Source organism: Bacillus sp. ISL-47, from assembly GCF_018613175.1.
GTDB lineage: Bacteria > Bacillota > Bacilli > Bacillales > Cytobacillaceae > Cytobacillus.
Genome location: NZ_JAGGQS010000010.1, coordinates 20,425 through 32,829, shown reverse-complemented (window position 1 = coordinate 32,829; position 12,405 = coordinate 20,425). Strand labels below are relative to the sequence as shown.

The window sequence follows — 12,405 nt, the reverse complement described above, 5'->3', positions numbered from 1 at the left end:
CAATTATATGGACTTTATCATCCCTTTTCAAGATATGATAGAAATAGACGAAATTTTAAAAGAAAAGCAGGTGTATTTAGATGAAAGCTATCTTTCATGAAGGAAAAATAGGCCGCAGCGGCTTATCCTATGGAGAAATGACAAAGCCGGAGCCGGCTGCAGGGGAAGTTAGAGTCAAATTAAGAACAGCAGGATTAAACCATCGTGATTTATTCGTCTTGAACCGCCACAAGCCGGAAGAGCCGGCACTCGTCATCGGTTCAGACGGAGCAGGCATCATTGATGCAGTTGGTGAAGGTGTCACAAATGTAAAAGCTGGCGATGAAGTTATCATCAACCCGGGGCTTGGCTGGAAAGAAAACAGCGATGCTCCGCCAGCCGGATTTGAAATCGTCGGCTTGCCATTCCACGGAACGTTTGCCGAATATATCGTAATTCCAGCTGAAAATGCAGCACCCAAGCCAGCCTATCTAACCTGGGAGGAAGCAGGTGTCCTTTCCCTTGCAGCGCTGACAGCGTACCGAGCCCTTTTCACGAGAGGGAAGGTCAAAGCCGGCATGAAGGTATTTATTCCGGGAATCGGCGGCGGCGTTGCCACTTTCCTCATGCAATTTGCGAAAGCAGCAGGAGCAACCGTATACGTGGCATCCCGTTCGGAGGAAAAACGCGAGAAGGCGCTCCAATTGGGTGCAGACAAAGCGCTCGCCAGTAACGAAGACTGGAATGAAGCACTTGGCGGGGAAAAGGTTGATCTTGTTATTGAATCAGTTGGTCCCGCCACATTCAATAAATCACTCGGCATTCTCCGGAACGGCGGAACCATTGTTACATTTGGCTCCTCTTCAGGCGACCAGCTCGAACTCAATCTCCGCAGCCTGTTTTATGCCCAGCAAAATCTGCTCGGCTCCACAATGGGAAGTGCCGAGGAATACCACGAGATGCTTCAATTTATTGAGAAGCATGAAATCAGGCCAGCCCTCGATCAAGCATTGGCGCTTGAGAAATTTGAGCAGGCTTTTGATAAAATCGAAAATGCTGAACAATGGGGTAAAATCGCCTTTAAAATCAGTGAATAAAGTGAATCTTCACAGACAGAAGTTGAAAGGAATTAATGGGAGTGAATGGTGCCGCTCAAGTGGTGAAATCAATATCGAAGGACCTAATCGATAAGAATAGTGCCACTCATGTGGTGTGTCTAATCCCCGTTAATCTGCAACGAAAAAAGGGTGAGAGGCCTGCAAATAAGCAGCTTCTCACCCTTTTACTTTCCAATTAAGAACGTGTGCCCTTGACCCGCATCTTCCAAAAGCTTGGCGGTGCAGTGTTAAGAGCTGGCGAAGCCTTCCTGCGCCTGTGACCCTTAGCCAATCACATATTCGCCGATGGGCAAGGACGCATCCGCTTTCCTACACATGTAAAAACTTCACACAAACCGGATCCGGCACAGCCACGTCTGATTGCAGCAGTGTCAGCTTCCCAGTCTCTTCATCTCTTCTATATAAAACCATATTGCTGGAATTCTGGTTAGTGGCCACCACGAATTTTTCTGAAGGATCCAGCACAAAGTCCCGCGGCCAGTTTCCTTTTGTTGAGGTATGCTCCACAAATGAAAGCTCTCCATTATCTTGATTTACGGAGAAAACGGCAATGCTGTCATGCCCGCGGTTGCCGGCATAAACAAATCGTCCATCGGAAGAAATGTGGATGGCGCTGCCCTGATTATTTTCCGTAAACCCTTCAGGAAGGGTTGAAATCGCCTGCAGCTGAGTAAAGCTGCCATCCTCATGGTATTGAAGCAGCAGAACCTCAGAGCTGAATTCGGTCATGACATAAACATACTTTCCATTCGGATGGAAAACAAGGTGTCTTGGACCGCTGCCTGGTTTTACAGAAAATGAGCTTTGTTCTTTTAAAACACCATCACTAACTTCATAAGTAATTACCTGGTCAATGCCCAGATCCACTGCAATCACATATTTTTCATCAGGAGTTAGCCCGGCATAGTGAGTGTGCGGCTTTTCCTGCCTGCTGTCCGGACCTGATCCGCTGTGCTCCATAACAGAAACCGCAGGCCCAAGAGAGCCATCTTCCTCGGTTAAGTAAGATTCCACGGTTCCTTTATGGTAGTTTGCGCTGAATACATTGCGTCCTTCACAGTCAACGCTCACATGGCATGGAGGGGATCCAGCTGAAACCTGGCTGTTAATCTTTTCCAATGAACCGCTGCTGCTGTCCAAACGATAGGCAGCCACACCGCCCGCTTCGCCTTCTTTTGCCACTGAATATAGATATTGATTATCTTTGCTAATCGTTAAATAGGTTGGATTATCCAATCTTGCCGCCACTTTTGCGGCTGAAATCTTGCCTGCTTCCATATCGAGAACGAAAGAGTAGATGCCTTCGCTTTCTCCCTTTGTGTATGTACCAATAAATCCAATGTGCTTGGCCATAAGAAGCCTCCTCTAATGTTTGTTTCTGAAAAATACTCTATCATAATTTCCACAGCAATCAAAAGGAAGAGGAGTTTTTCCATCGAAAAAGAATATACAAAGGAGAGAGATACGAGAGGAAGATTGCAATGCACGCACCCGATTCCATATTGTCAGTCTGGAGAAAGTTTGACGGGTTTCCGATGGAGACCTTAACGAAAGCATGGTATTACGATAAAGGAGGGCTGAAGAAGCAGCGGGATGTCTCCCTTATGAAGGAGCATCGTGCCAAGTACGGAATCACGGGAAACTGCTTTGATCTGGCCATCTGGCTTCTTCATGAATTTAAGCAGGCTGGAATCCATGCCTATCCTGTTGGCCACCAGTTACTTACCCCTTCTTCCCATGCGGCAGCAGTTGCTGTCGATGAACAAGGCTGCCGCTATTTATGTGATCTCGGTGACCAATGGCTGCAGCCAATCTTAATTGATCAAGAGGCAGAGAATTTTACTTCGGAAAAATTAAGCGGATTTTTCCCGGCGGCAGAAGTCCAATTGTCTGCAATAGAGAATGGGCTTGAGATTTCCTACCACCGCCCGAATGGTAAAGTATCGAGACAAGTATATGACACATCACCAATTGCTATGAACATGTTTCTGGAAGCAGCCGAATACTCGCAAAATTGGATAAAGCCAAAGCCGCTGCTGGAGCAAAGGGTTCCTTTTAAAAACGAAACGGCTCACTGGGAGTTTTATAATTGGCATAGCTTTCTGAGTACAACAAAAGGGTTATATAAGGACGAGCCAGCCGGTTCTATTGAAGAATGGGCGTCCAGAATCCATGAGAAGACTGGCTATAACCAGCAATTTTTAATAGAATCCCTGAGAATATATCAGAAACTTGGGATGATGCAGGGTAACCCATAAAACATTCACAAAGGAGCTATTATGTTTGTAAAACTTTATGAATACCGTATCCGGCCGGAAAATGAACAGGAACTGCTGGATATACAGAAGAAAGCCGGTGAAATCTACCGAAAGTACACTGAAGTTCAGACATCTGTCTTAAAAAGCAAAGAAGACCAATCAAAGTGGACAGAAATCAGCTATTTCAAGTCTGAGGAGGAGTATCATAATATGCTGCCGCTGATCAATCAGGACGATGAAATTCAGGAGCTGTTCAAAAAGTTTCAATCCCTGCTCATCAGCAGCATAAAGGAAGAAGATTATGAACAAAAAAATCTAAATCAGGCCGGCCAGTAAAAAGGATTGGGTTAATCTTGGGCCTTTTATCTGCGAAATGGGGAAGGCCGATCAGCGAGAGCAGGCTGGGCTGCGCCCCACCGCGTCATGGAAAGTATCGGCCATTATTTTACAGCGGCGGTAACTAACGGAAAGCAAGTACCTGCTGAAAGGAAAAGTCCATCGTTTATACAAAAAAAATTGCGAAAACAGCCCAAGTAAAATGTTCCTATTTATTTCCCCAATCTGCCAATTTAAAGGGATAGTAGGTTATAATCGAAGCATGACATAAGAGAGGAGATATACTTACAGATGGAGCCTATACAAAAAGTTTCAGCGTATCTTACTCAAAATGCGGAGGGATTATCTGAAGAAATCGTTGCAGAAATTGTGGACAGATTCGGTTTTGAGATTCCAAAACAAGAATTTGACGCTGCTGTTTCGATGTATATTGAGTTTATAAAGTTTCTGGGAAAGATGATTGCGAATGAGGGAGATCAAGTTCCTGACGGCCTGGTCGAATGGAGCAAAGGAAACGGGGAACGGGCGGCATCAAGAGGCGGAAAGATCTCAGATATCGTCACCCGCTATCCAGACACCCGCATCGTATTTACTGATAGACTAAAAACAATCGGTACAGATTATGGGCTAACGGCTGATGAGACGATTACCATTGTAAAGAAAGTAAACCATATGCTTGATATAAGCATCAATGAAACTGTATTTGCCTTCGAACGCCAGACACAAAAACGATTAAAAGAAACAGAATTACAGGTAAATGAACTTTCCGCTACCATTGTGCCCATCCAGGATAGGATCGCGATATTGCCATTGATCGGGAACATTGACTATGACCGGGCACAAATCATTATTGAAAAAGCAGTCCCGAAAGTAAATCAATTGGGCATCGAAACCCTCATCATCGACTTTTCGGGCACAGTCAATATCGACATTCAAATTGCCAAGCATATTTTTGATATCCGCAACATCCTCCTCCTGACAGGAGTGAATACAATTGCAACAGGCGTGCGCCCAGACCTGGCGAAAAGCGCAGTCAATCTGGGAATTGACCTCTCCTCGCTTGAAGTCTACTCTACCGTACAGCAGGCAATTACGAGCATTAAATAAGAAAAACACCGGAGCTGCTATCATGGCAGCTCTTTTCTATTAAAAAAAGATTGTCGAAGCCCCCATCCCATGATAGTATTTAGATATTTTAAAATATATAAAATACACGAAATCATAGATTATTTTATGGGAATTGAGGAGGGCTTTTAACATGACGGTTTTCACATCTGCCTATTTTACGATGAATGAACAGGAAGCCATCGAGTACGCAAAAACAAGGCTGGATTTCTTTGCACCGGATGCAGAATTGGAGTGCAGGGAAATTGGGGATGGCAACTTAAACTATGTATTTAAACTGATTGATCATAAAAATAATAAGTCTCTTATCATAAAGCAGGCCGGCCCTGTAGCCAGAATTTCTGATGAATTTAAGCTGTCTCCTGACCGCAACCGCATTGAATTTGAGATTTTGGAGAGACAAAACAAGCTGGCGCCAGGGTTCGTGCCAAAGGTGTATCATTATGATCCGATCATGAACTGTACGGCAATGGAGGACTTGTCCGATCATATGATCATGAGAACCGCATTGATGCAGCATAGAAAGTTTCCGCTGTTTGCTGACCATATTTCAACGTTCCTGGTGAATACATTATTGCTTACCTCGGACGTAGTGATGGGACATAAGGAAAAGAAGGCGCTTGTCCAAAAATTCACCAACCCTGAATTATGTGAAATTTCTGAGGACCTTGTATTTACAGAGCCATTTTATAATTGTCCTAGAAATGAAGTGTTCGAGGGAACTAGAGCGTATGCAGAACAGGAAATCTGGTCAGATCCGAAGCTGCAGCTTGAGACAGTAAAGCTTAAGTTTGAGTTTATGTCCAATGCCCAGTCTCTCCTTCATGGCGACCTGCACACCGGCTCTATTTTTATAAAAGAAGATTCTACTAAAATCATCGATCCGGAATTCGCCTTTTATGGACCTGCCGGCTACGATATCGGAAACGTCCTTGCCAACCTGATTTTCGCTTATGTTAACGCAAAATATACGATTGCAGATGAAGATTTAAGAGCCGATCAAGAGGCGTATCTCCAAAATACGATTGAAGATATCGTAGATCTTTTTAAGGATAAATTTATGAAGGCATGGGATGAAAAAGCAACCGAACAAACAGCCAGATATGATGGCTTTAAGGAATACTACCTGGATACAGTTCTTCGCGACACAGCGGCTGTAGCCGGGCTTGAGCTCTGCAGAAGAATTATCGGATTGGCGTCTGTAAAAGATGTCACATCGATTGAAGACCCAAACAGCAGAGCTGCTGCAGAAAAGATTTGTCTGGCAGCCGGCAAAATGTTTATTATGGATAGGGAATCTTTCAAAACAGGCGCAGACTTTGCAGGCGCTCTTAAAAGCTGTGAAAAAAGATTCTAGAGGAGGCAGCATGATGGGAAAACCAGTGGATGTGATCCAGTCTGTCAGATTGGACGATGAAAACGATGCTCTTATTCTTTTAGACCAAACAGTTCTTCCAAACGAAAAGAACTTTCTGCATTTAAAAGAATTAAAGGATATATGGGAAGCAATCTATCATTTAAAGGTTCGCGGCGCTCCGGCGATTGGCATTGCCGCTGCTTATGGAGTGTATTTAGGCACAAAGAAATCCAGTGCAGAGAGCTATGAAGAGCTTTATAGCGACTTTAAAAAAGCCAAGGAATACCTTGCCTCTTCAAGGCCCACTGCCGTTAATCTGTTTTGGGCGCTTGACCGTATGGAAGCCCGCTTTCAAAAGGAAGAAGGCATGAGTGCAGCTGAAGTGAAAGCTGCTTTGAAAGAGGAAGCTGAAAACATTCGTGCTGAAGATGAAGAGGTATGCGAATCAATTGGGAAACATGCTCTTTCAGTCCTTGAGCCCGGCTGGGGTATCCTCACACACTGCAATGCGGGAACCATCGCGACCGCAAAATATGGGACTGCTCTGGCCCCAATCTATCTTGGTCAGGAACAAGGGTATGATTTTAAAGTGTATGCGGATGAAACACGTCCGCTTCTCCAAGGTGCCCGTCTGACAGCCTGGGAGCTGAAAGAAGCAGGTGTTGATGTCACGCTGATTTGCGATAATATGGCCAGCATTGTGATGAAAGAAGGCAAGATTCAGGCCGTGCTCGTTGGCTGTGACCGGGTAGCAGCAAATGGTGATGCAGCCAATAAAATCGGGACATCGGGAGTTGCGATTCTGGCTAAGCATTATCAAATCCCATTCTATGTTTGTGCACCCCTTTCAACAGTGGATCTCACATGCAAAACGGGCGAGGACATCCATATCGAGCTAAGGCCATCCGAGGAAATCACCTCTAAATGGTATGAAAAGCCAATGGCACCAGAGGGTGTGCAGACGTACAATCCAGCATTTGATGTGACTGATAACGAATTGATCACAGGCATTATCACAGAAAACGGCATTGCATATGCCCCGTTTAATGAAAGCCTGCCTAAAATGTTCAAAAAATAGATGAAAGCCTCCGAGCCAAATGGCAGGAGGCTTTTTTGATGTGGGTGTTTTAGTAAAGTTTGTTGTTTTTCAATAACTCAATTTAATTTGCTGAGTTGATCTTCGCTGTGGGCATTTGATCCTCGAAAATGCTGCCGCATTTCCTTCGTGTGATGTCTATTCGAGGAAGTTTATTCAATGTCCTGCGGGAGGAGAGGAAGCGGGAGACCCCACAGACGCAGGGCGTCGAGGAGGCACCCGTTCCCCCCGCGGACAGCAAGTGCCCGTAGCGGAAATCAACGGGCTGAATTCATAGGAAAAAACAGCAACCTATTTGAAAAGAGACTTTGTTTTAAACCTTTAAAGCGTTCCACTAGGAAAATATCCCTGCTGCAACCAAAAAAAATGAGTGTAATTTGACTCTTCATATAAAACTTTCAGACTATAAATTACTGTAAAATATTATTATTTTTGTAAAAATTATGAATTAAATAATATGGATGTAGTGGAAAACATTTGTAAATCCATCAAAAGGCCTGATACTTTTTTAGAAGCTATGAATCTATGCCTGATTCCAGAGTTTGTAAATTACATAATTTAGCGCATTGTTAAAGTCAGAATGTTTTAAATATACTTGAAAAGCAACAAGAACCGACAGAAAAAATAAAGAATTTGAAAGGAGAAAAAGGATGAAGAAAAAAAGGGCATTAGGAGCAGCACTTCTAAGTATGACCATGGGTTTATCCGTTTTTACAGCAGGAGCATTTGCGAAGGGGCCAGAGGCAAATGAATCTTATCGGGTTCTTATCCAGGGACCTGCAGCTGAGCGGGCAAATGTAAAAGCGCAGATCGAAGAACGTTGGGATTTTGGAAAAGACGGCCTTACTGCAGAGGTTAATTCGAAACAGTACCAGGCACTTTTAAAGAACAAGAACATAACGATCGAAAAAGTAAGCGAGGTTACACTCGATACAGCCAGAACGGAAGCCTCTTCATCCAAGAATGACTCAATCTCATTAGAAGCAGCAGGATATCCTAGCGACCAGACTCCATGGGGAATCGAATCTATTTATAATAACAGTTACATTAGCAGTACATCAGGCGGAAGCGGAATTAAAGTGGCTGTTCTTGATACAGGCGTATATACAAATCACATTGACTTGGAAGGCTCTGCTGAGCAATGTAAAGATTTTACACAATCATATTCTTCCATGGTGAACGGAACCTGTACTGACCGCCAGGGTCACGGAACGCATGTAGCGGGTACCGTTTTGGCGCATGGAGGCTATGACGGCCTTGGCGTTTATGGCGTAGCGCCCCAGGCAAAGTTATGGGCGTACAAAGTTTTAGGCGATAACGGTTCTGGATATTCCGATGATATCGCAGGAGCAATCCGTCATGTTGCAGACGAAGCGGTCCGCACGGGTTCAAAAGTAGTGATTAACATGTCACTTGGTTCCAGCGGCAAAGACTCATTAATTGCGAGCGCAGTTGATTATGCATACAGCAAAGGTGTCCTTATTGTTGCTGCAGCAGGAAACTCCGGTTATAGCGCTAATACGATTGGTTACCCGGGTGCTTTAACAAATGCTATTGCCGTTGCGGCCCTTGAAAATGTTCAGCAAAACGGTACATACCGTGTAGCCAACTTCTCATCCCGAGGCAACCCGAACACGGATGGTGACTATTATATCCAAGAGCGTGATGTGGAAGTATCTGCACCGGGAGCGAGCATTGAATCCACTTGGTATAACGGCGGCTACAACACAATCAGCGGCACATCCATGGCTACTCCTCACGTAGCAGGACTTGCGGCTAAAATTTGGTCTTCCAATCCTAATATGAGCCATACACAGCTTCGCACAGAGCTTAGAAACCGTGCAAAGCAGTATGATATTAAAGGCGGTTACGGAGCAGCAACTGGCGATGACTACGCATCAGGCTTCGGATACCCTCGCGTAAGATAATAAATAGGTAACCCCCGAAACCGTCTGGTCCAATGATCAGGCGGTTTTTTTCACTGCGAAATTTGAAAATATTTCCGCGGAAATGATCAGATTTTAGCGAAAGGTGAAAAGTTATAAAAATTGCTGAAGCCAATTGATTTTGAATATACAATAGGAGAGGATGTGAATAGGAAAGGAGATGGCAGCCATGGCTGAACCATATACATATATAAGTGATCATGAAGCAAAGGAACTTATCTGTGAAATGGGCAGAAGAGTGTACAATAAAAATTTTGTAGCGGCTAATGACGGAAATATCTCAATCAAAACAGGCGTTAATGAAATCTGGACAACGCCAACTGGAGTTAGCAAGGGTTTTATGACGCCTGACATGATGGTGAAAATGGATTTATCCGGCAATATTCTTGAAGGTACACATAAACCTTCGTCAGAAGTGAAAATGCATCTAAGAGTTTATCAGGAAAATCCGGCAGCGACAGCAGTTGTCCATGCCCATCCGCCTGTGGCAACATCGTTTGCCATTGCCGGCATAAGCCTTGATAAGCCCGTTTCACCTGAAGCCATCGTTTTGCTTGGTAAAGTTCCGGTTGCACCGTATGCTACTCCGGGCACACAGGAAGTGCCTGATTCCATAGCGCCATATTGCAAGGACTACAATGCGGTTCTGCTTGCCAACCACGGTGCATTAACTTGGGGCCGTGATATTACAGAAGCCTATTTCAGGATGGAGTCACTCGAGCATTATGCGCTTATGCTCCTATATTCCAACCATATTATTCAACAATCAAATGAATTAAGCACTGGGCAAATCGCAGAGCTCATTTCCATCCGTGGAAAAATGGGCATCCACACAGGCGGAATCCCAGCTCCAAGCAGCGAAGCGAAGGCTGAAACAATGGGGCTGTCTGAAGAAATGATCGAAAACATTGTCAGAAAGGTGACAGTAGAAGTCCTGAAAAACGTTTTAAAATGATCAAAATAGGATAGCTATAAGGGTATAGTCTCTGTTTGCAGCAGTGCATAATTTTCACCTTTTAACTAAAGCTATGTTGAAAAAGCTTAATAAAAATCGGTCATGGAATAAGACGTTAGGAGAGATCCCTATGAAACTATTAGTCATTGGCGGGGTGGCAGCGAGCATGTCGGCCGCTTCAAAGCTTAGAAGAATGGATGAGAAAGCCGAAATTATCGTATATGAAAAAGGCAGGTTTTTATCCTATGGAGCATGCGGCCTTCCCTATTATGTATCAGGCGAAAATGATGATTATCGGAAAATGATTGCACGGACACAAGAACAATTTTCTGAGAGGGGAATCAAAACCTTCCTTCAGCATGAAGTCGTAAAAGTAGATACAAAAAAGAAAGAAGTAACAGTTAAAGACCTTTCAGCCAACAAAATTTTTACGGATACATACGATAAGCTAATGATTGGTACAGGAACATTCCCAGTTATGCCTCCATTCCCTGGAGCAGACCTCGAGAACATTCATGTGCTGAAAACACTTGAAGATGGAATGGTTTTAAAAGAAATTGCCCATAAACCGGAAGTTAAAGATGTCGTCATTGTTGGCGGAGGCTACATCGGAATCGAAGTGGTCGAAGCAATGAAAACGATCGGTAAAAACGTTAGAGTCATCGAAATGGGAGAGCGTATACTTGCGCCTTTTGATAAAGAAATAACAGACATTGCCGAAAAAGAAATCCGGGAAAATGGTGTTGAATTGAACCTGGGTGAAAAGGTAGAGAGCTTCAACGGGGACAAAAAAGTGGAAAGTGTTAAAACAGACAAAGGCACCTATAAAGCTGATTTGGTGCTGGTTGCAGTTGGCGTAAGGCCGGCGACCAAATTCCTGGAAGGGTCGGGCATTGAATTAGCGGAAAATGGCGCTATCATTATCGATCGCGAAATGCGCACGAATATTGAGGATGTATATGCAGCAGGTGACTGTGCGCAAGTCTATCATAAAGTACTTGAAGAAAATGATTATATCCCTCTCGGAACCAATGCCAATAAATGCGGCCGCCTTGCAGGAGCCAATATAGCCGGAAGCCATGACAAGTATGTGGGAACACTGGGAAGTGCCGCTATTAAAATTTTTGACATGGAGCTTGGCAGAACAGGGCTTTCCGAGGAAGATGTGAAAAAGATGGGCATCGGCTACTCAACCGAATTTGTAAAGGCTGCAGACCATCCGAGCTATTATCCGAATCCAACACCCATTTGGATAAAACTCATTTGTGAAAAAGAGACGAACCGAATACTTGGCGCTCATGCAATTGGCAACAAAGGAGTCGTCCTCCGAATTGACGTGTTTGCCGTGGCCATCCACAACAATATGCCTGCTGATGAACTTGGCATGGTTGACTTATGCTATGCACCGCCATTTGCAGGTGTCTGGGACGCAATTCATATTGCCAGCAACGCAGCTAAGTAATAACAAAGCCAGCTAATACGCTGGCTTTTTGCATTTAGTTCTGTAAAAGCCAGATTATGATATTTGTACCCTGTTGGCTGGAGCGGAAGGGGCGCGATCCCCGAAAATGCATTCGCATTTCCTTCTTGCTGTGTCAAATCTATTCAGTGTCCTGCGTGAGTAGCGAGTCAAGGAGAGACCCTGCAGGCCTTTTTGCTTGAGGAGCGTCTTTAAAGCATGCGGTTCGCTGAGCTTTTGGAGCGGAAATGAATATACTAGTTTTAACTGATTCCTCATGTTAAAAAGGTAATTGAATAAGGATGTTGAATATTCCATATTCATAACATTTTTATGGAGGTTTCAAATGTCTGGTATTTTTAAAAGAATCGACACGGTCTTCCTGCAGGTTAATGATTTTGAAAAAGCGATTGATTGGTACAGCACAGTCCTCGGTTTCCCGGTGAGATGGAAGGATGATCTGAGCGGATATGCAGCCTTGGAGATCGGAGAGACACCTTTAACACTGATCCGGTCATCCAAACAGGTCAAGGAACGGAAGAATTCACCTATCTCTTTTAACTTCTTTGTTGCTGATATTGAAGAAGCCCATCGCCATTTGCTCCGGCACGAGGTTAAAGCAGAGCAGATTCAGGATGATGGGACTGTAAAGTGGTTTGAGTTCGAAGACCTTGATGGAAATAAACTTGGCGTCTGCCATTTTAACGAATAAACAGAAAGCTGCCTCCAGGAATGCAAGGAGGCAGCTTTTAACCTTTGGCTGTTTTCGCAAAGTT

The 12,405-nt window shown here is 44.2% G+C and carries 11 protein-coding genes; 10 read left to right on the top strand and 1 reads right to left on the bottom strand.

Annotated features, from left to right (window positions below; all coding sequences use genetic code 11):
- The first annotated feature begins 80 nt into the window (after positions 1-80).
- The gene (locus J7I93_RS04665; protein WP_214723801.1) at positions 81-1,076 is read left to right on the top strand and encodes a zinc-binding dehydrogenase; all 996 of its coding nucleotides are present in this window, start codon (positions 81-83) and stop codon (positions 1,074-1,076) included.
- A 330-nt stretch (positions 1,077-1,406) separates the two neighbouring features.
- On the opposite strand, the gene J7I93_RS04660 is transcribed toward J7I93_RS04665, so the two are convergent.
- Positions 1,407-2,450, bottom strand: coding sequence for a lactonase family protein (locus J7I93_RS04660; RefSeq protein WP_214723799.1), 1,044 nt, complete (start codon positions 2,448-2,450; stop codon positions 1,407-1,409).
- A 128-nt stretch (positions 2,451-2,578) separates the two neighbouring features.
- Here J7I93_RS04660 and J7I93_RS04655 point away from each other — a divergent pair, with 128 nt between their 5' ends.
- From J7I93_RS04655 to J7I93_RS04615, 9 genes are all read left to right on the top strand, one after another.
- A complete protein-coding gene (locus J7I93_RS04655) occupies positions 2,579-3,355 on the top strand; it encodes a hypothetical protein (RefSeq protein ID WP_214723797.1) in 777 nt (258 codons plus the stop codon).
- 21 nt (positions 3,356-3,376) lie between these two features.
- Entirely contained in the window at positions 3,377-3,691 is a 315-nt protein-coding gene (locus J7I93_RS04650; protein WP_214723795.1) for a hypothetical protein, read from the top strand.
- A gap of 291 nt (positions 3,692-3,982) precedes the next feature.
- Complete coding sequence (locus tag J7I93_RS04645; protein WP_214723793.1) at positions 3,983-4,798, top strand: STAS domain-containing protein; 816 nt, start codon at positions 3,983-3,985, stop codon at positions 4,796-4,798.
- A 151-nt stretch (positions 4,799-4,949) separates the two neighbouring features.
- Positions 4,950-6,173 carry an S-methyl-5-thioribose kinase gene (gene mtnK, locus J7I93_RS04640; protein WP_214723791.1) on the top strand — a complete coding sequence of 408 codons (1,224 nt, stop codon included), beginning with the start codon at positions 4,950-4,952 and terminating at the stop codon, positions 6,171-6,173.
- 13 nt (positions 6,174-6,186) lie between these two features.
- Complete coding sequence (gene mtnA / locus J7I93_RS04635; protein WP_214723803.1) at positions 6,187-7,251, top strand: S-methyl-5-thioribose-1-phosphate isomerase; 1,065 nt, start codon at positions 6,187-6,189, stop codon at positions 7,249-7,251.
- Positions 7,252-7,919: 668 nt separating this feature from the next.
- A complete protein-coding gene (locus tag J7I93_RS04630) occupies positions 7,920-9,197 on the top strand; it encodes a S8 family peptidase (RefSeq protein WP_214723789.1) in 1,278 nt (425 codons plus the stop codon).
- 187 nt (positions 9,198-9,384) lie between these two features.
- Positions 9,385-10,170 carry a class II aldolase/adducin family protein gene (locus J7I93_RS04625; protein ID WP_214723787.1) on the top strand — a complete coding sequence of 262 codons (786 nt, stop codon included), beginning with the start codon at positions 9,385-9,387 and terminating at the stop codon, positions 10,168-10,170.
- 130 nt (positions 10,171-10,300) lie between these two features.
- Entirely contained in the window at positions 10,301-11,632 is a 1,332-nt protein-coding gene (locus J7I93_RS04620) for a CoA-disulfide reductase (RefSeq protein WP_214723785.1), read from the top strand.
- 343 nt (positions 11,633-11,975) lie between these two features.
- Positions 11,976-12,341, top strand: a complete 366-nt coding sequence (locus tag J7I93_RS04615; RefSeq protein WP_214723783.1) for a VOC family protein — start codon at positions 11,976-11,978, stop codon at positions 12,339-12,341.
- The last annotated feature ends 64 nt before the right edge of the window (positions 12,342-12,405 follow it).